This is a genomic window from Micromonospora sp. WMMA1947 (assembly GCF_027497355.1).
GTDB lineage: Bacteria > Actinomycetota > Actinomycetes > Mycobacteriales > Micromonosporaceae > Micromonospora.
The window spans coordinates 1689203-1706476 of sequence record NZ_CP114909.1 but is presented as its reverse complement, the minus strand read 5'-3'; the positions used below and the strand labels follow the sequence as shown (position 1 = coordinate 1706476).

The following is a 17274-nucleotide window of genomic DNA, read 5'->3' as shown; positions in this document are numbered from 1 at the left end:
CGAGCCGGGGGGGCGGGCGCGAGGGAGCGCGGGCGGAGTTGCCGCTCTCCGGCCGGGGATTGCTCGGCGATCATGAAGTTGGCGGGGCGACACGCCGATGACGGAACCGTCAACTTCATGATCGGCAGGGCGGGATGGGTGGGGCGGGGCAATGAGGGCGGCGATCATGAGGTTGACGGCGCGACACGCCGACGGGGGGACCGCCAACTTCATGATCGACGGGGCACGGCGGGCAGGGCACGGCAGGGCGCGGCAGGGCAGGGCGGGACGGGTCAGGAGATTTGGGCGCCCAGGAAGAAGATGCCGGGGTGGCCCTTTGTCTCGAAGCCGCGGCTGGGGTTACGAGACAGGGTGCTGCTGTCGATCTTCAGGGTGCCGGTGCGGTTGTTGCTGACGAAGAAGATCGCGCCACCGCCCTCGTTCGCGCTGTTGCCCTCGATCACCGTGCCGGCGATCCGCACCGCGAACTCGTTGCCGTCGCAGTAGATCGCGCCGCCGCTGCCGCCACCCGGCGTGCCGCCCCGGGCCGGGTTCGCGCCCGTACCGACCGCGCGGTTGTCGCGGAAGACGCTGTTCAGCACGGTCCAGGAGACGCCGATGCTGCTCAGCGCCCCGCCGTTCGCGCACACACCGCCGGTGAAGGTGCTGCTCACCACGTACACCGGTTTGTTCTCGAACTGGCTGAGCACGCGCAGCGCGGCGCCCCCGAGGTCCGGGCCGGTACGGTCGCAGCGGTTGTCGACGAACCGCGAGTTGATCACGGCGAACCGCCCACCGCGTACGAAGATCGCGCCGCCTCCGCCGCCCTCGGTCCGGTCGCCGGTGGAGTCGCCGTCGGCGAACGTCAGGTTCTGCACGGTGAGCCGCGGGTGGTCCTGGTTCTGGCAGTGCGAGGTGGTCCAGCCCTGCGCCTCGTCGCAGGTGTTCATGTAGAGGATCCGGCGTTTGCCGCCGCCGCTCAGCGTGACAGTGCCGCCGCCGTCCAGCACGACGCGCGGGCCGTGCGAGTTCACCACCTTCGCGGTGGCCTTCATGGTGATGGTGACCGGCGCGGGCCCGCAGTCGAAGGTGATGACACCGCCGGCCGCGACGGCCTTCACCACCGCCTCCGAGGTGCAGCTCGCCGGGGTGCCGCTGCCGACGGTACGGGTCGGGCGCGAGGTGTCCACCGCCCGCGCCTCGGCCGGTACGGCGGCCCGGCCGTCCGGGTTGCCGGCGCGGAACGTGACGGTGGCCGCGCCGGGGCTCGGCCGGGCGCTGCCGAGACCGGCCCGTCCGCTCGGGGAGGCCGCCGGGGCAGCGCCGGAGGCGGCCGGTGCGGCGGCGGCCGGGGCGGAAGCGGGGGCCGGATCGTCGCCGCCGCAGGCGGGGAGCGTCGCCGTCGTCAGGGCGAGGGCGAGCAGGGTGACAGCGGACTTCACGCGCACCGCCCGATGCTAGGAGGACCGGCTGCCCCGGCACGACTCCACAGGCGATCCTTAACCCACCGCTAAGCCGAAGCCGGCAGCGCAGGCGCAACGCGGCGACCGCGCGCCGGTCAGGCGTGCGACAGCGCGAACGCCACCAGGAAGCCGAGTACGGTGATCAGCCCGACCAGCAGGTGCGCGTCTGCGAACGCCTCCGGGACCATGGTGTCGGTGATCATCGCCAGGATCGCACCGGCGGCGAGCGCGGTGATCGTCGCCAGCACCTCGGGCGGCGCGCCGCCGAGCAGCGTGTACCCGGCCAGCGACGCCGCGCCGGAGACCAACGCGATGGCCGTCCACAGCCCGAACACGTAGCGCCGGGTCCGGCCGGCCTGCCGCATGCCGGCCGCGCTGGAGAGCCCTTCCGGCACGTTGCTGAGGAACACCGCGATGACGGTGACCAGGCTGACCGGGCCGCCGGCGAGCAGGCTCGCGCCGATCACCACCGATTCGGGTACGCCGTCGAGCAGCGCCCCGACCGCGATCGCCGTACCCGAGCCGGGCTGTTCCCGCTCGGAGGGCTGCTCGTCGCCGGAACGCTTGCGGTGCCGCGCGCCGTGCCGGGCCAGGAGCACGTTCGCCCCGGTGTACAGCAGCGCGCCCGCCGCCGCGCCGATCGCCACCGGCAGCAGGCCGCCCTGCTCGTGCGCCTCGTCGATCAGCTCGAACGAGACGGCGGACAGCAGCACGCCCGCCCCGAACGCCATCACCGAGGCGGTCACCCGGCGCGGTACGCGCGCGAAGAACCCGACGGCCGCCCCGATCAGCAGGGCCGACCCGGCGAGCAGGCCCCAGAATCCCGCTTCCAGCCACTCCGGCACGCGCTGGACCCTACCCCCGGCGCCGCGCCGTCAACCGGGTCAGAAGTCGGCGAACAGGTGCGGCAGCTCGCGCGGGAAGAGGCGGCGCAGCTCACCGGCCGCGTCCACCGGCACCTCGCCCAGTCCGCGTACGACCACCTCGGCCGGGTCGAGCACCCCGTACGCCAGGGCGGACAGCCCGGCGGCGGTGAGCCGCGCGGTCGGCACGGTGCCCTCGGCGGCGGTCTGCGCGGGCAGCACCGCGAGCTTGCCGGTGGTGCCGTCGAGCAGGTGGCGGCCGGCGAGCCACCGGTCACCGACCAGCTCGACCAGCACCCGGCCGACCCCGACGGGCTGGTCGGCGAGCGCGTCCAGGCTGAGCAGCCGGGCCATCGGCGCGGTCGGGTCGGGCCGGGCGATCCGCGCCTCCACCTGCACGTCGAGGTCGGTGAGCCACAGCTCGGGCAGCTCGTCGGGGGTCACCTGGACGCTGATCCGGGCCACCTGGTCGACGTGCCGGGCGAAGAACTGGAGCACCGACGCGCGGGCGTACGCGTCGTCGACCAGCAGGTCGTCGGCGAACAGCGTGCCGGCGTGGTCGTCGATGCGGTAGGTCACAGCGCCGACCGTCTCGCCGCCGCGCACCACGCTGAGCAGCCAGCGGTCGTCGCGGTCGCGCAGCCCGACCGCCCGGAAGTCCGGGAAGACCGCGAAGCCGTGGCGTTCGCGCAGGCACCGCTCGGTGTACGCGCGCCACCGCGCATACCCCGCGCCGATCCGCTCCCAGACCAGCTCGTCGGGCAGTTCGGCGCGCAGCAGCGGCGCCAGGTCCGCCGGGTTGAAGATCGCGGTACGCCGCCGGGGCAACCCGATGTAGCCGAAGCGCTCGTAGAACGAGGCGCGGAACGGGTGCAGCGCGGTGAGCTGGTGGCCCTCGTCGCGTACGCCGTCGAGGAGCTGCTGCATGAGCGCGCGGACGTGGCCGCGCCGACGGGCCAGCGGATGGGTGGCCACGCCCGCGACACCGGCCATCGGCAGCACCGCGCCGCGCAGGTTCTGCCGCATCGGTATCGCCGACACGGCCGCCGCGGTCACCCCGTCCTCCTCGGCCACCAGCGTCGTGTTCCCGGCGTTGTACGGCAGGTACGCGCGGAACTGGTCGGTCCGGGAGGCGACCATCGGCGAGGCCTCGAACGCGTACGCCTGGAGCGGGAAGCTGGTGGTCAGTCGTTCATCGGCGGCCAGCCGGCGGATGTGCATCCGTTCATCCCAACCGCACCGGGCGCGGTCCGCAACCGGAAAGGGCGCTCGCTCACGCCTCGGTGACGTCCGAGATGACCACCGTCACGTTGTCCGGCGCGCCGGCCTGGTGGGCCAGTTTCACCAGTTGTTCGCCGCACTGCTGGCGGTCCCCGTAGGTGGCGAGCGCGGCGGCGATGGCGGCGTCCTCCACGTAGTCGGAGAGGCCGTCGCTGCACAGCAGCAGCCGGTCGCCGGGGAAGACGGTGAGCGCCCCGACCGCGGGCGGGGCGTCGGAGCCCTGCACCGCGCGGGTGACGAGGGAGCGCTGCGGGTGGTGCCGGGCCTGGTCGCGGGAGAGCGCGCCCTGGTCGACGAGCGCCTGGACGAACGTGTCGTCGCGGGTGAGCTGGGTCAGCTCGTGGTCGCGCAGCAGGTAGCAGCGGGAGTCGCCGACCTGGGCCAGGACCAGGGTGTCCCCGGCGAGCAGGCCGGCGGTGAGCGTCGTACCCATGCCGTCGCGGGCCGGGTCGACGGTGATGGCGGCGCGGATGCGCTGGTTCGCGGTGCTGACGACGGCGCGCAGCGCGTCGGCCGCCTCGTCGGCGCCGGTGGGCGGCGTCAGCTCGTCCAGGATCCGGATGACGATCTCGCTGGCCACCTCGCCGGCGGGGAGCCCGCCCATGCCGTCGGCCACCGCCACGAGGCGGTCACCGGCGAGGGCGGAGTCCTCGTTGTTGGTCCGGACGAGGCCGACGTCGTTGAGGATGGCCGAGCGGAGGATGAGCGTCATGACGACAAGCTTGCCAAGAAGAACGGCTCCGCGTCTGCACGCGCTCGCGGGTCTGCTGAAAGAAATGTCATCCGCTTGCATCCTGGGTATGCGTCAACTGTCCGGTGTGGACGGACGAGGATAACGCAACAGAAGGCTCGCGTGGACCTCCTCCCCGCCCACCGCCGCGTAGGTGTGCGGCACGTCCGAGGTCCACCGCAGGTAGCCACCGGGGCCGGCGGTCAGCGGGGCGTCGGCCGGGCCGGCGCGGAGCACGCCGGAGAAGACCGTCACGTGTTCGGTCACGCCGGTGGAGTGGGCGGGGGAGAGCTGCGCCGGCCCCGGCGCGACCCGCATCCGGTACAGCTCGTAGGTCGCCTCCCGGTCGTCGAACACCTCCAGCAGCGTGGCGCCGACCGCTGCCCCGCGTACGGTCGGCGCCTCGCCGGGCGCGGAGAGCACGGCGGTCAGCGGTACGCCGAGCTGCGCGGTGATCGCGTACAGGGTTTCCAGCCGGGGGTTGCGCACGCCGTTCTCCAGGCCGGAGAGCGTGGCCTTGCCGACGCCCGCGAGGCGGGCCAGCTCGGACAGGGAGATCCCCCGCTCGGTACGGAGTGAGCGGATGCGCCGGCCCACCTCCTGGGCAGCCCGGTCGTCGGCTGGTGCGGCGGCTGTCATGGGGGTTATCGTGCTACACCATGCCGTTCCGTAAACGGAACGGTTGGAGGAGGAGAGCAATGGGGGGTCGGCTCCAACCCGTCCTGGCCGGCGTGGTGACCGCCCTGGTCGGCTTCGCCAGCTCGTTCACCGTCGTCCTGGCCGGGCTGCGCGCGGTCGGCGCCAACCCCGACCAGGCCGCCTCCGGCCTGCTCGCGCTCTGCGTCGCCAGCGGCGCCTGCGCGGTATGGCTCGGCCTGCGGCACCGGCTGCCGCTCGCCATCGCCTGGTCCACGCCGGGCGCGGCGCTGCTCGTGGCCACCGGGCCGGTCCCCGGCGGCTGGCCCGCCGCGGTCGGCGCCTTCCTGATCGCCGGGCTGCTGATCATCGCGGCCGGGCTGATCCCCGCGCTCGGCCGCGCGGTCGCCGCGATCCCCGCCCCGATCGCCTCCGCCATGCTCGCCGGGGTGCTGCTGCCGCTGTGCACGGCTCCGGTACGCGCCCTCGTCGAGGTCCCCCGGCTCGCCGGGCCGGTGGTGCTGGTCTGGCTGCTGCTGCACCGGTTCGCCCGCCGCTGGGCGGTACCCGGCGCGCTCGCCGTGGCGGTCGTCGCGATCGCGCTCACCGCCACCGGCCCGGCCCGGCTGGACGCCGCACCGGTCGTCGCGCTCACCGCCCCGGCCTGGACGCTGCCCGCCGTCGTCGGGCTCGCGCTGCCGCTGTTCCTGGTCACCATGGCCGCCCAGAACGTGCCCGGCACCGCGGTGCTCGCCGGGTACGGCTACCGCGCTCCGCTGGGCTCGGCGCTGCGGGTGACCGGCCTCGCCACCGCGCTCGGCGCCCCGGCGGGCGGGCACGCGGTGAACCTTGCCGCGATCACCGCCGCGCTGGCCGCCGGCCCGGACGCCCACCCGGACCCGGAGCGGCGCTGGATCGCCTCGGTCACCGCCGGGATCGGCCTGGCCCTGCTCGGCCTGGGCGCCGGCGTGGCCACCGCCCTGGTGCTGCTCTCCCCGCCGGTGCTGGTCGAGGCCGTCGCCGGGCTCGCCCTGCTCGGCGCGCTCGCCGGAGCGGTCACCGCGGCGGTCGCCCAGCCGGACGCGCGGGAGGCGGCGGTGGTGACGTTCGTGGTCACCGCCTCCGGGGTGAGCCTGCTCGGGGTGGGCGGCGCGTTCTGGGGACTGGTAGCGGGCTGGCTGATGCTGCTGCTGTTCCGCCGCCGGGCCGCGCCCCCGCCGGTCGAGCCGCCCCGGACCGAATCCGCCCCGTCGCTTTCCGGCCGGACCGGGTGACCCGTCACTCCTCGGCGGGCAGCTCCGCGGCCGGGACGGTGAGGCGTACCGCGCCGTCGTTCACCGCGCCGATCCGGTCGGCGGGCACGTAGACCGCGCCGGTGCGGACCAGTTCGGTGGAGACCTTGAGGTAGCCGTCGCGCAGCAGCCGGGCGGCCAGGTCGGCCGGTACGTCCGGCTCCTCGGCCGCCGCCGACTCGATCAGCTCGTCGAGGCTGCTGCCCGGGTCGACAGGGGCGGGCGCCTGCACGGTCACCGCGGCCGGGTCGCCGCGCTGCACGAGATCGACGGTGCCCACCTCGACGCCTGCGGAGTCGACCACCCGCATGCCGGTGGTGACCCGGGAGACGGTGTCCTGCTGCTGGCTCATGCAGAAGCGGTTCCCGGGGCGTGCGGGCGCTAAACGGAGGGCGCCCAGCCGCCCGGTGGGCGGGGGGACAACTCGCGCCAGGTGTCGGTGCCGTCCAGCAGCGCCCGGACCGTCTCCTCGGCCTCCTCGACGCTGGCGTGCTCGTAGAACCGGGAGACCCCCTCGGCGCCGCCGGCCCGCTGCTCCACGTGCCAGCGGTCGCCGTCCACCCGGAGGAAGACGTCACGCCGGGCGAGCCGTCCCCATTTCCCGTTCCACCAGTGCCTGCGCTGCTCCATGCCCGGACTCTATCGAACATGTGTTCGATACACGTCGGCCCCCGCGGGATTCCCGCGAGGGCCGATCGGCTATGCGTCAGCGCGGCGCGGGCGGCTCCTGCCGGCGGCCGAGCACGTCGTCCAGGGCGCTGCGCTGGCCGGGCGTGCCGTGGTTGCCGGCGAGCAGAGCGTCGCGGATCTCGGTGAGCAGCTTGACCTCCTCGCTCGGGGCCGACGGCGGCGGCTCCTCGCCGCGCTTGCGGCGCTCGGCGAGCTTGTTCATCGGGTAGACGACCAGGAAGTACAGCGCCGCCGCGGTGAGCACGAACGTGATCGCCGCGTTGACGAAGGCCACCCAGTCGAACGGGATGCCCCGGAACTTCGGGGTGGAGCCGCTGAGGCCGTCCTTGCTGCCGGTGATCAGCGCGATGAACACGCGTACCAGCGGTTCCAGGAACGACTTGGTGAGCTGGGTCACCACGCCGGTGAAAGCCGCGCCGATGACGACACCGACCGCCAGGTCGACGACGTTGCCGCGCATGATGAAGTCTTTGAAGCCCTTGAGCATCCGTACTCCCGTGCCCTGATGAGTCTGCGTCGGGGACAACCTATGCCCCGGCGGGCCCTTCGAGAAAAGCACCGGCCTCGATCGCCGCCCGCTGCGGGTCGCCGGCCCGGATCGCCTCCACCAGCCGGCCGTGATCCACGTACCGCTCCGGGGTCAGCGCCTCGCCCATCGCCTGGGCCACGGTGCTGCGCAGCGCGGCGCCGACCGAGGCGTACAGCTCAGCGAGCATGGCGTTGTGCGCGGCGGCCACCACGGCCGTGTGCAGCGCGGCGTCCGCCTCGACGAACTCGTCCACCCGGCCGCCGCGCCACGCGGCCTCGCGGGCCGCGAGCGCGCCGTCGAGCGCCGCCAGGTCCTCGGGGGTACGCCTCAGCGCGGCGAGCCGGGCGGCCTCCACCTCGAACGCGCGCCGGACCTCGATCACCTCGGTCATCCGGTCGTCGGTGAGCCGGCGGGCCACCACCGGCGCCAACTCGTCGGTCGACACCACGTAGGTGCCGGACCCCTGCCGGCACTCCAGCACCCCGGCGTGCGCGAGCGCCCGGACCGCCTCGCGGACCGTGTTGCGCCCCACGCCGAGCGCGGCGACCAGTTGGGGCTCGGTGGGGATGCGCCCGCCCACCGGCCACTCGCCGCCGAGGATCCGTTCCCGGAGCTGCTCGATCGTCTGCCGGACCCGGTGACCGCGCGGAGGCGCGGCGACGGAATCCCGGGCGGGTGTCACCGGTTACACCTCGTGCCGAAATTCATCCCATGATTGTAGGTTCGAGGTCATGACTCCGCCACCTGCGCCCGCCGCGACAGTGCCCGCACCGGGCGTCACCCCCGCAGCGGGTCCCGCCCCTGCCGTCGGCCCGGTCCGGGGCGGTCTGCTGGTGCTCGCCGGGATGCTGCTCGTCGCGCTGAACCTGCGGGCCGCGGTGACCAGCCTCGGCGCGCTGCTCGACGAGATCCGGGTCGGGCTGGGGCTCTCCGGCGCGATGGCCGGTCTGGTCACCACGCTGCCCACCATCGCGTTCGCCGGGTTGGGCGCGCTCACCCCGTGGCTCGTCCGCCGCTGGGCCGCGCCCCGGGTGCTGGTGCTGGCGATGCTGGCGCTCACCGTCGGGCAGGTGCTGCGCGCGCTCACCAGCTCGGCCGCGATCTTCGTGCTCACCAGCGCGCTCGCGCTCGCCGGCATCGCGGTGGCGAACATCCTGCTGCCGATGCTCGTCAAGCAGCACTTCGCGCACCGCACCGGACTCGTCACCGGGGCGTACACGATGGCCCTGACGGTGGGCACGACGGTGGCCGCTGCGGCCGCCGTGCCGGTGGCGCACGCGTTCGGCTCCTGGCGGGCCGGACTCGGCATCTGGGCCGGGCTGGCCGCGCTGGCCGTACTCCCGTGGGTGCCGCTGGCGCTGCGGGCCCGCGCCGCGCGACGGAACGCGCCCCCGGTGGTGGCCGTCGCCGCCCCGGCCCGGGTGCAGCCGGCCCGGACCCGGCTCGGCTGGGCCATGGCGGTGTACTTCGGGGCGCAGTCGCTCAGCGGGTACGCGATCATGGGCTGGCTGGCCCAGCTCTTCCGGGACGCCGGCTACCGGCCGGAGGCGGCCGGGCTGCTGCTCGCCGGCGTGACCGCGCTGGGCGTGCCGGTGGCGCTGATGATGCCGACGCTGGCCGGCCGGCTGGCCACGCTCCGGCCACTGGTGCTGTCGCTGACCGTCTTCTCCGCCGCCGCGTACACCGGTCTGGCGCTGGCCCCGCACGGCCTGGCGCCGCTGTGGGTGCTGCTGCTGGCGCTCGGCCAGGGCGCGTTCCCGCTCATCCTGACCACGATCGGGCTGCGGGCCCGGACCGCCGAGGGCACCGTGGCGCTGTCCGCGTTCGCGCAGAGCACGGGCTACGTGATCGCCGCACTCGGACCGCTGCTGGTGGGCATCCTCTACGAGGCGACCGGTGGCTGGACCGCCCCGATCGGTTTCCTGCTGGTGGCGCTCGCCGTGCAGACGGCGGCGGGCATGGTGATCGCTCGTCCCCGCTACATCGAGGACGAGCGTTGAGCGGGACCGGTCAGGAGGAGGCCGGGGTGGGGTCGCCCGCGACGGCCTGCTCGACCGTCGGGTACGTGTGCAGCACCTCGACCAGGCCGCTGACCTCGAGGATGCGCAGCACGCCGCGCTGCGGGGCGGCCAGCCGGACCACGCCGCCGGCCTCGTCACAGTTGTTCTTCGCCCGGACGAACACCGACAGGCCGGTGGAGTCGCAGAACGACACCTCGGCCAGGTCGAAGACCAGGCGGCTGCGCCCCTTGTCCAGCAGATCCGTGATCTGGTCCTGCAGCTGCGGTGCCGTGGCCATGTCCAGCTCGCCCGCGACCGACACGACGACCACGTCGCCGCGCTGTTCCGTGTGCACCGTCAAGGACATTCGTCGACCTCCTGTGTTCGGTGGAAACGGTATCCCACGACGGGCGCGCCGCGCAGAACGGGAGCGGTCACGGATGCGGTCGATCATTCTTTGCTCCGCGACAAGTACCGCGTCAGGCCCCGGTGATAGAGTCCGCCCGTCCAAATCAGGGAGGTCAGCATGGCGTTGAGTGCCGAACAGGGTGGCCGGCTCGCTCACCTGCTCAGTCAGCACGCGGACCGGTTGACCAACCGCTGGACGGAGATCGTCGCGAGTTCGCTGCGCGGTCGCCTGAGCCGTGCCGAGCTGGCCCGGCAGGTCCAGGAACTGCACCGCGCGCTTGTCGACGCCGGCAGTCAGGGCGTCGCCGATCTGGCCGACGAGCACGGCGGTGAGCTGCGGGCGGTGCTGTCCGAGCTGTCCACCAACCGGGCCCGCCAGGGATTCTCCGCCACCGAGACCGCGATCAGCGTGTTCGCGTTCAAGGACGCGCTGCTGGAGCTGATGGAGGAGGAGAAGGGTGACGACACCCTGCGCGACTTCGTCGCCTTCTCCGCGCTCGTCGACCAGATGGGTCTGTTCACCTTCGAGACATTCGTCCGGGCCCGGGAGAGTCTGATCGCCGACCAGGCGGAGCAGCTGCTGGAGCTGTCCACCCCGGTGGTCAAGCTCTGGGAGGGCGTGGTCGCCGTCCCGCTGGTCGGGACGCTGGACTCGGCCCGCGCCCAGGTGGTGATGGAGCGGCTGCTGCAGACGCTCGTCGACACCGGTTCGCCGTACGCGATCATCGACATCACCGGCGTACCGGCGGTGGACACGCAGGTCGCGCAGCACATCCTCAAGACCGTGGTGGCCGCCCGGCTGATGGGCGCCGACTGCATCATCTCCGGCATCCGCCCGCAGATCGCCCAGACGATCGTCGCCCTCGGCATCGAGTTCGGTGACATCGCCACCAAGGCGAGCCTCGCCGACGCGCTGCGCCACGTGCTGCGCCTGACCGGGGTCGAGACCACCGCTCGCCGCCCGCGGCGGGAGTCCTGATGGAACGCGTGCCGATCCTCAAGATCGGCGACATCCTGCTGGTCTCCATCCAGGTCGACATGTCCGACCAGACGGCCGTCCAGCTGCAGGAGGACCTGGCCGAGCGGATCGTCGCCACCGGCTGCCACGGCGTGATCATCGACATCACGGCGCTGGACATCGTCGACTCCTTCGTCGGCCGGATGCTGTCCACCATCGCGTCCATCTCGAAGGTGCTGGACGCCGAGACGGTGGTGGTCGGCATGCGTCCGGCCGTCGCCATCACCCTGGTCGAGCTGGGACTGTCGCTCAACGGCATCCGTACCGCGCTGAACGTCGAGCGCGGCATGGAGCTGATCGCGGCCAGCCGCGCCGACGACTGGGACGAGGCGGCCGACGACGAGGACACCGAGACGACGGCGACGGCATGACCACGGGCGTCGACCTGGGTGTGCCGGCGACCCAGGCGATCCGCAGCGACGAGGACGTGGTGCGGGTCCGGCAGTTGGTGCGTACCACAGCCGTCGCGGTCCGGCTCTCCCTCGTCGACCAGACGAAGCTCGTCACCGCCGCCAGCGAGCTGGCCCGCAACACGCTGATCTACGGCGGCGGGGGCAGCGCCGAGGTGAGCACCGTGTCCGACGGCCGCCGGCGTGGCGTGCGGATCGTCTTCGCCGACGAGGGCCCGGGCATCCCCGACCTCGACCTGGCGCTCACCGACGGGTACACCACCGGCGGCGGGCTGGGCCTGGGACTGAGCGGCGCCCGCCGGCTCGTCGACGACTTCGACATCCGCACGGCTGTCGGCGAGGGGACGCGGATCACCGTCACCAAGTGGTCCCGATGACCGCCGACGTGGTACCCGACCACGGCATCTGGTTCCGGGTCGACACCGGCGCGACAGCCGGCAGCGTACGCCGGGCGGCCGAGCGCCTCGGCCGTCAGCTCGAACTGAGCGCGCCGCGCGTCGCGGACCTGGCCATCGTCACCGCCGAGCTCACCAGCAACCTGGTCAAGCACGCCCGCGAGGGCACGCTGCTGATGCGTCCGGCGCGCCGGGGCGAGTACGCCGGGGTGGAGCTGGTGGCGATCGACTCCGGCCCCGGCATGGCGGACCTGACGCTCTCCTCGGTCGACGGCCACTCCACCGCCGGCACGCTCGGCATCGGGCTCGGCGCGATCACCCGGCAGTCGAGCCGGTTCGACGGCTACTCGTCGCCGGGCCGGGGCACGGTCCTGGTCGTCCAGGTCTGGGACACCACGCCGCCGGAGCCGGAATGGGCGGCCGGGCTGGCCCGGCCGATCACCGGCGAGCAGAGCAGCGGCGACGGGTACGCGGTCCGCGAAGTCGACGGACGGCGGCAGGTGCTCGTCTCCGACGGGCTGGGCCACGGGCCGCTCGCCGCCGCCGCCACCGGCGCCGCCGTGTCCGCGTTCCGCTCGGCGCCGGACGGGCCGCCGGACGTCGTGGTGCGGCACCTGCACGCCGCCATCTCGCACACCCGGGGCGCCGCACTCGCGGTGGCCGAACCGGATCCCGCAGCCGGGGTGCTCCGCTACGCCGGGCTGGGCAACATCGCCGCGATGATCGTGGCGCCGGGCGAGCGGCGGCGCGGGCTGGTCTCGCTGCCGGGCATCGCCGGGCACCAGCGTCCGGCGATCCGCGGGTACGACTACCCCTTCTCGCGCGACGCCACCCTGGTCATGCACAGTGACGGGGTGGTGGATCGCTGGGACCTGGACGACTATCCCGGGCTCGCCGGCCGCACCCCCCTGCTGGCCGCCGCGACCCTGCTGCGTGACGCGGGTGTCCGCCGCGACGACGCCTGCGTCCTGGTGGCCCGGGGGGCGGCATGACCGAACCCCTCCTGCATCTCGCACTCCGGGTGGAGCAGGACATCTTCCTGGTCCGGCAGCGCGGCCGGGAGGTGGCCGCGGCGGTCGGGCTGGAACACCAGGACCAGGTACGCATCGCCACCGCGCTGAGCGAGGTGGCGCGGGAGCTGCTGCACGGGGTCGACGGCGCGGACGTGACGTTCGCCCTCGACCGCGACGGCGTGGGCCGCCGGGTTCTGCAGGTGGACCTGTCGCCGCTGCGTCCGCTGCCCGGTGGACGGTACGAGCCGCAGTCCGGTGCCGTCGCGCGTCTGGTGGACACGTTGCGGGTCGTGGCCGTCGAGGGCGATACGGTCGTCAGGATGTCCCGACGAGTGCCCGACCATGCCGGGGAGCTGACGGCGGAGCGCGCCGCCGAGCTTCGTGCCGAGCTGGCCGAGCGCGCCCCGGGTTCGGCCCTGGACGAGCTGGCCGCCCAGAACGCGCAGCTCATCGGCGCCCTCGACGAGGTACGCAGTCAGCGCGACGAGCTGGCGGTGCTCAACGCCGAACTCCAGGAGACCAACCGGGGCGTGATGGCGCTCTACAACCAGCTCACCGAGGAGCTGGAGGAGACCAACCGCGGCGTGGTGGCGCTCTACGCCGAGCTGGACGAGAAGTCGGCCCAGCTGCGGGCCGCGAGCGAGTCGAAGAGCCGGTTCCTGGCGAACGTCAGCCACGAGCTGCGCGCCCCGGTCACCGCGATCATCGGCCTGGCCCGGCTGCTGGCCGACTCCGCCTCCGACCCGCTCACCGGTGAGCAGGCCCGCCAGGTGGGGCTGATCCGCTCCTCGGCGGGCGACCTGCTGGGGCTGGTCAACGAGCTGCTCGACCTGGCCAAGGCGGAGTCGGGCCGGATCGAGCCGGACTGGTCCGAGGTCGACCTGCGCGCCGTCTTCGGGCAGTTGCGCGGCACGCTGCGGGCCCTCGCCTCCCGTCCGGAGGTGGAGTTGGTGGTCGAGGAACCGCCGTCGCCGGCCACCGTGCGCTCGGACGAGGTACTGCTCGCCCAGGTGCTGCGCAACCTGCTGCACAACGGGTTGAAGTTCACCGAGCGAGGCGAGGTGCGCCTGCGCGCCGAGTACCGGGGCGAGCAGTGGACGCTGTCGGTCACCGACACCGGCGTGGGCATCCCGCCGGAGCTGCACGAACGGGTCTTCGAGGAGTTCTACCAGGTGCCCGGCACGACCCGGGTCGGTGGCACCGGGCTCGGCCTGCCGTACGCGCGCCGGCTGATCACGCTGCTCGGCGGGACGCTGGAGCTGACCAGCGAACCCGGCCGGGGCAGCACGTTCACAGTGGTCCTCCCCGCGGGCGGAGCGTGACGGTGGACAGCGGGCCGGTGACCGTGCTTGTGGTCGACGACAGCGGCCCCAAGCGATACCTGCTGGTCAACTGGCTGACCCGGGCCGGCTTCATCACCGTCGAGGCCGAGAACGGCACGTCGGCGCTGGAGCGGGTGGCCCGGGAACACATCGACCTCGTGGTGCTCGACGTACGGCTGCCCGACATGAGCGGCTTCGAGGTGTGCGAGCGGATCAAGGCGGAGAACCAGTCGATCCCGGTCATCCACGTCTCCGCGCACGCCGTCGACGTGGTGGACCGGGCGCAGGGCCTCACCCGGGGCGCGGACGCCTACCTGGCCGAGCCGATCGAGCCGGAGGAACTGGTCGCCACCGCCCACGCGGTGCTGCGCTACTACCAGGCCCGGCGGCGGGCCGAGCAGCTCGCCGAACGGCTAGCCGCACTCGCCGACGCCACTGTGGAGATGCACGCGACGCCGAACTTCGTCCGGCTGCTGGAGGCCGCCGCGAGCGGCGCGGCGCGGATCTTCAAGGCGCCCGCGGCGGTGGTCGCCGAGACGTTCGACGGGGACTGCCTTGCCGGGGTGGCGGTCGACCCGCACACGCCGGCCACCATCGTGCCGTGGGTGGTGGACGACACCGGAGTGCCGATCGGCACCCGGGTACGCGTCGACGAACCGGCCAACTGGGCGCTGACCGGCTGGCCGGACGGCGACACCGTCACGGTGGCCGCCTCCCGGCTGCGCGAGGACCGGGCCCCGCTCTACGTTGTGGTGCCGACCGCCACCCAGACCGTTCGTACTCCGGTGCTGGTGCAACTCGCCCAGGCGGTCGCCTCGGCGGTGGAGGCGCAGCGGTCCTTCGACGAGGAGCACCGGATCGCGGTGACGTTGCAGCGCAGCCTGCTGCCGCAGCGGCTCCCCGACGTGAACGGCCTGGACCTGGCCGTCCGGTACGAGCCGGCGAGCGCGCAGACCGAGGTGGGCGGCGACTTCTACGAGCTGGTGATGCTCGACGGCCACCTGCTGGTGGCGATCGGCGACGTGGCCGGGCACTCGTTGCACGCCGCCACCGTGATGGCCGAGCTGCGGCACGCGGTGCGGGCGTACGCGGTCGAGGGGCACCAGCCGGGCGTGATCCTGGACCGCGTCAACGAACTGATGCGCAACCTGCTGCCGACCGAGCTGGCCACCATCTGCGTGCTGCTGCTCCACCCGCCGACCGGGCTGGTCCGGCTGGCCAGCGCCGGGCACCTGCCGGCACTGCTGAGCCGGGACGGGCGGGTCGAGTTCGTGACGCAGTCCGCGCCGCTGCTCGGCGTACGCGCGCCGCGCCCGCCCGACCTGGAGTTCGTGCTGCCCGCCGGGGCCACGCTCGTGCTCTACACCGACGGGCTGATCGAACGGCGGGACGCCACGATCGACGACGGCATGGCAGCGCTCGGCGTGGCCGCCACCAGGGTGGACGACGACCTGGACGAGTTCTGCCGGCGGCTGCTCGTCGAGCTGGCGCCGCCGGAGATCCAGGACGACGTGGCGGTGGTGGCGGTCCGCCGCCGCTGACGCGCGCTCCCGTCACGTACCGTAGCTGAGGTTCCTGTCACGCTGCGTCACCGCTGCCGCCGGGCGAGTGAGCGGGCTTGCCGCCGCCTTTGCTCTGCAGCCATCGGCGCAGCAGGCGGCTGAGCAGGCACTTCCCGTTGCCCATGGTCGACGGCGTCGCGCAGCTACCATCACCGTGCGTGTGTGCTGCGTCAGTGGGTGCAGAGCAAAGGCGGCGCGAGGCGAGGCCCGCCGCCCGGGCTGGCTGTCACCGTGCGTCACTGCGGAGTCAGGTTGGCCCGCGCTCGGCAGGGCCGGACCCGCGTCACTGTCCCAGGGCCGCCAGCGAGCGGGCGTACGCCGCGGGCGAGACCCCGGCGACGGCGGTGAACTCACGGACCAGGTGGGCCTGGTCGGCGTACCCCAGATCGGCCGCGACCCGCGACCAGTCGAGCGGCCCGGCGGCGGCCTGTTCGATCGCCTCCTGGAGCCGGTATCGGCGGATCACCCACTTCGGACCGACGCCGACGTGGTCCAGGAACAGGCGCTGGAGCCGGCGGGTGGAGACGGCGTGCCGCCGGGCGAAGTCGGCCACCCGCAGCACGGTCCGGTCGGCGCGGATCTCCTCGACCAGCGCGGTGGCCTCCGCGGCGAGCGGATCAGCGACCGGCGACCACGAGGTCAGCAGGTCGTCCAGCCGCGCGCAGCGCTCGTCGTCGGTGCCCGGGCAGACCGGCCCGTCGGGGATCGGTACGTGCCGTCCGGTCAGCTCCGCGACCGGGCGCCGCCAGAACGGCCGGAAACCGCCCGGGCGGAACTGGACACCGGAGACCCGGCCGACGCCGTGCAGCGTGACGGCGAACAGGCCGGTGTCGACGCCGGCGATCTCACCGTGCTCGGCCGCGCCGTCCTGCGCCTGGAACACCACGTTCACGGTCGGGTGCGGCACCACCCGTTGCTCGAACGGCTCGTCCAGATCCCAGTCGATCAACCAGTAGTGCTCGACCCACTGACGCAGCGCCGGGGCGGCCATCCGGCGCCGGAACCGCACCTGCCGGCGCAATCGGCCCGGGTCGAGGATGCCGCGGTTGTCGCCCCGCGGTTCGTGTCGCATTTCTTCAATACCACCCTCCTACGCTGCCCCTATGAGCACGAAGACTAGTGAGCTGCTCGCCGTCGCGGCGCCGCGTACGGCCGCGGTGGTGCGGGGAATTTCGGACGACCAACTCGGCCTGCCCACGCCCTGTCCCGACTACACGGTGCGTGACCTGCTCGGTCACCTGTTCGACGTGGTGGTCAACTTTCAGGCGATGGCCCGACGGGAGGAGGTCGACTGGTCCGGCAAGACCGACCACCTGACCGACGGCTGGCGCGACCGGTTCGCGACCGAGACGGCCCGGCTGACCGAGGCGTGGTCCGACCCGGCCGCGCTGGAGGGCGTGTCGCCTGGCATGGGGCTACCACAGGAGACGGTCGGGTCGATGGCGCTGATCGACCTCACGGTGCACGGGTGGGACCTGGCCCGGGCCACCGGTCAGGAGCTGAGCGTGGACCCGGCCGTGGTGGCGGCGGGGCACGAGTTCATGGACCGGATGGGCGACATGGGCCAGAAGATGGGCGCGTTCGGCCCGCCGGTGCCCACCGAGGCGGCGCCGACCAGCATGGACGCGCTGCTCGGCCGGGCCGGTCGCGATCCGGCCTGGACCCGCTGATCGAACGGCCCGC

At 73.5% G+C, this 17274-nt stretch carries 20 protein-coding genes; 9 read left to right on the top strand and 11 right to left on the bottom strand.

Annotation, left to right across the window (positions count from 1 at the left end; genetic code table 11):
- Nucleotides 1–272 precede the first annotated feature (272 nt).
- From O7604_RS08175 to O7604_RS08155, 5 genes are all read right to left on the bottom strand, one after another.
- Nucleotides 273–1421 (bottom strand): hypothetical protein, encoded by a 1149-nt coding sequence (locus O7604_RS08175; protein ID WP_281579932.1) that lies wholly within the window; start codon nucleotides 1419–1421, stop codon nucleotides 273–275.
- A 116-nt stretch (nucleotides 1422–1537) separates the two neighbouring features.
- On the bottom strand, nucleotides 1538–2287 hold the full coding sequence (locus O7604_RS08170; RefSeq protein ID WP_269702965.1) for a ZIP family zinc transporter: 750 nt from the start codon (nucleotides 2285–2287) through the stop codon (nucleotides 1538–1540).
- A 39-nt stretch (nucleotides 2288–2326) separates the two neighbouring features.
- On the bottom strand, nucleotides 2327–3526 hold the full coding sequence (locus O7604_RS08165; RefSeq protein WP_281579301.1) for a GNAT family N-acetyltransferase: 1200 nt from the start codon (nucleotides 3524–3526) through the stop codon (nucleotides 2327–2329).
- A 52-nt stretch (nucleotides 3527–3578) separates the two neighbouring features.
- Nucleotides 3579–4298, bottom strand: coding sequence for a protein phosphatase 2C domain-containing protein (locus O7604_RS08160; RefSeq protein ID WP_269702961.1), 720 nt, complete (start codon nucleotides 4296–4298; stop codon nucleotides 3579–3581).
- A 93-nt stretch (nucleotides 4299–4391) separates the two neighbouring features.
- The gene (locus O7604_RS08155; RefSeq protein WP_281579300.1) at nucleotides 4392–4955 is read right to left on the bottom strand and encodes an XRE family transcriptional regulator; all 564 of its coding nucleotides are present in this window, start codon (nucleotides 4953–4955) and stop codon (nucleotides 4392–4394) included.
- Between the two features lie 59 nt (nucleotides 4956–5014).
- On the opposite strand from O7604_RS08155, the gene O7604_RS08150 reads away from it, so the two are divergent.
- Nucleotides 5015–6226: a benzoate/H(+) symporter BenE family transporter gene (locus O7604_RS08150; protein WP_281579299.1), complete on the top strand. Its 1212-nt coding sequence runs from the start codon at nucleotides 5015–5017 to the stop codon at nucleotides 6224–6226.
- 4 nt (nucleotides 6227–6230) lie between these two features.
- Here the strand turns inward: O7604_RS08150 and O7604_RS08145 are convergent, their stop codons facing one another.
- From O7604_RS08145 to O7604_RS08130, 4 genes are all read right to left on the bottom strand, one after another.
- On the bottom strand, nucleotides 6231–6596 hold the full coding sequence (locus O7604_RS08145) for a hypothetical protein (protein WP_281579298.1): 366 nt from the start codon (nucleotides 6594–6596) through the stop codon (nucleotides 6231–6233).
- 29 nt (nucleotides 6597–6625) lie between these two features.
- Complete coding sequence (locus O7604_RS08140; RefSeq protein WP_026268772.1) at nucleotides 6626–6874, bottom strand: hypothetical protein; 249 nt, start codon at nucleotides 6872–6874, stop codon at nucleotides 6626–6628.
- Nucleotides 6875–6950: 76 nt separating this feature from the next.
- Nucleotides 6951–7421, bottom strand: a complete 471-nt coding sequence (gene mscL / locus O7604_RS08135; protein WP_187690944.1) for a large conductance mechanosensitive channel protein MscL — start codon at nucleotides 7419–7421, stop codon at nucleotides 6951–6953.
- Between the two features lie 40 nt (nucleotides 7422–7461).
- Nucleotides 7462–8145, bottom strand: a complete 684-nt coding sequence (locus O7604_RS08130; protein WP_281579297.1) for an FCD domain-containing protein — start codon at nucleotides 8143–8145, stop codon at nucleotides 7462–7464.
- Nucleotides 8146–8194: 49 nt separating this feature from the next.
- Between O7604_RS08130 and O7604_RS08125 the strand changes: the two genes are divergently transcribed.
- Nucleotides 8195–9463: an MFS transporter gene (locus O7604_RS08125; RefSeq protein WP_281579296.1), complete on the top strand. Its 1269-nt coding sequence runs from the start codon at nucleotides 8195–8197 to the stop codon at nucleotides 9461–9463.
- A 10-nt stretch (nucleotides 9464–9473) separates the two neighbouring features.
- Here the strand turns inward: O7604_RS08125 and O7604_RS08120 are convergent, their stop codons facing one another.
- A complete protein-coding gene (locus tag O7604_RS08120) occupies nucleotides 9474–9830 on the bottom strand; it encodes an STAS domain-containing protein (protein ID WP_018789120.1) in 357 nt (118 codons plus the stop codon).
- Nucleotides 9831–9989: 159 nt separating this feature from the next.
- Between O7604_RS08120 and O7604_RS08115 the strand changes: the two genes are divergently transcribed.
- Genes O7604_RS08115 through O7604_RS08090 form a run of 6 tightly spaced genes read left to right on the top strand, consistent with a single transcriptional unit; the run spans nucleotide 9990 to nucleotide 15570 of the window.
- Entirely contained in the window at nucleotides 9990–10850 is an 861-nt protein-coding gene (locus O7604_RS08115) for an STAS domain-containing protein (RefSeq protein WP_269702949.1), read from the top strand.
- A complete protein-coding gene (locus O7604_RS08110; RefSeq protein ID WP_281579295.1) occupies nucleotides 10850–11260 on the top strand; it encodes an STAS domain-containing protein in 411 nt (136 codons plus the stop codon). The genes O7604_RS08115 and O7604_RS08110 overlap by 1 nt, the downstream gene beginning before the upstream one ends.
- A complete protein-coding gene (locus tag O7604_RS08105) occupies nucleotides 11257–11676 on the top strand; it encodes an ATP-binding protein (RefSeq protein WP_121684395.1) in 420 nt (139 codons plus the stop codon). The genes O7604_RS08110 and O7604_RS08105 overlap by 4 nt, the downstream gene beginning before the upstream one ends.
- Entirely contained in the window at nucleotides 11673–12686 is a 1014-nt protein-coding gene (locus tag O7604_RS08100) for a SpoIIE family protein phosphatase (RefSeq protein WP_281579294.1), read from the top strand. The genes O7604_RS08105 and O7604_RS08100 overlap by 4 nt, the downstream gene beginning before the upstream one ends.
- On the top strand, nucleotides 12683–14029 hold the full coding sequence (locus O7604_RS08095) for a sensor histidine kinase (protein ID WP_281579293.1): 1347 nt from the start codon (nucleotides 12683–12685) through the stop codon (nucleotides 14027–14029). The genes O7604_RS08100 and O7604_RS08095 overlap by 4 nt, the downstream gene beginning before the upstream one ends.
- 2 nt (nucleotides 14030–14031) lie before the next feature.
- On the top strand, nucleotides 14032–15570 hold the full coding sequence (locus O7604_RS08090) for a SpoIIE family protein phosphatase (RefSeq protein WP_269702942.1): 1539 nt from the start codon (nucleotides 14032–14034) through the stop codon (nucleotides 15568–15570).
- 304 nt (nucleotides 15571–15874) lie between these two features.
- Here the strand turns inward: O7604_RS08090 and O7604_RS08085 are convergent, their stop codons facing one another.
- Nucleotides 15875–16663 carry an AraC family transcriptional regulator gene (locus O7604_RS08085; protein WP_281579292.1) on the bottom strand — a complete coding sequence of 263 codons (789 nt, stop codon included), beginning with the start codon at nucleotides 16661–16663 and terminating at the stop codon, nucleotides 15875–15877.
- A 31-nt stretch (nucleotides 16664–16694) separates the two neighbouring features.
- On the opposite strand from O7604_RS08085, the gene O7604_RS08080 reads away from it, so the two are divergent.
- Nucleotides 16695–17261 (top strand): TIGR03086 family metal-binding protein, encoded by a 567-nt coding sequence (locus O7604_RS08080; protein ID WP_281579291.1) that lies wholly within the window; start codon nucleotides 16695–16697, stop codon nucleotides 17259–17261.
- Nucleotides 17262–17274 lie beyond the last annotated feature (13 nt).

Bases quoted from the DNA above. Each gene is read 5' to 3' on its own strand.
- O7604_RS08160 (WP_269702961.1), bottom strand. From the start codon at position 4,298: ATGACGCTCATCCTCCGCTCGGCCATCCTCAACGACGTCGGCCTCGTC.
- O7604_RS08125 (WP_281579296.1), top strand. From the start codon at position 8,195: ATGACTCCGCCACCTGCGCCCGCCGCGACAGTGCCCGCACCGGGCGTC.
- O7604_RS08120 (WP_018789120.1), bottom strand. From the start codon at position 9,830: ATGTCCTTGACGGTGCACACGGAACAGCGCGGCGACGTGGTCGTCGTG.
- O7604_RS08145 (WP_281579298.1), bottom strand. From the start codon at position 6,596: ATGAGCCAGCAGCAGGACACCGTCTCCCGGGTCACCACCGGCATGCGG.
- O7604_RS08085 (WP_281579292.1), bottom strand. From the start codon at position 16,663: ATGCGACACGAACCGCGGGGCGACAACCGCGGCATCCTCGACCCGGGC.
- O7604_RS08165 (WP_281579301.1), bottom strand. From the start codon at position 3,526: ATGCACATCCGCCGGCTGGCCGCCGATGAACGACTGACCACCAGCTTC.
- O7604_RS08140 (WP_026268772.1), bottom strand. From the start codon at position 6,874: ATGGAGCAGCGCAGGCACTGGTGGAACGGGAAATGGGGACGGCTCGCC.
- O7604_RS08080 (WP_281579291.1), top strand. From the start codon at position 16,695: ATGAGCACGAAGACTAGTGAGCTGCTCGCCGTCGCGGCGCCGCGTACG.
- mscL (WP_187690944.1), bottom strand. From the start codon at position 7,421: ATGCTCAAGGGCTTCAAAGACTTCATCATGCGCGGCAACGTCGTCGAC.
- O7604_RS08095 (WP_281579293.1), top strand. From the start codon at position 12,683: ATGACCGAACCCCTCCTGCATCTCGCACTCCGGGTGGAGCAGGACATC.
- O7604_RS08155 (WP_281579300.1), bottom strand. From the start codon at position 4,955: ATGACAGCCGCCGCACCAGCCGACGACCGGGCTGCCCAGGAGGTGGGC.
- O7604_RS08150 (WP_281579299.1), top strand. From the start codon at position 5,015: ATGGGGGGTCGGCTCCAACCCGTCCTGGCCGGCGTGGTGACCGCCCTG.
- O7604_RS08115 (WP_269702949.1), top strand. From the start codon at position 9,990: ATGGCGTTGAGTGCCGAACAGGGTGGCCGGCTCGCTCACCTGCTCAGT.
- O7604_RS08100 (WP_281579294.1), top strand. From the start codon at position 11,673: ATGACCGCCGACGTGGTACCCGACCACGGCATCTGGTTCCGGGTCGAC.
- O7604_RS08110 (WP_281579295.1), top strand. From the start codon at position 10,850: ATGGAACGCGTGCCGATCCTCAAGATCGGCGACATCCTGCTGGTCTCC.
- O7604_RS08105 (WP_121684395.1), top strand. From the start codon at position 11,257: ATGACCACGGGCGTCGACCTGGGTGTGCCGGCGACCCAGGCGATCCGC.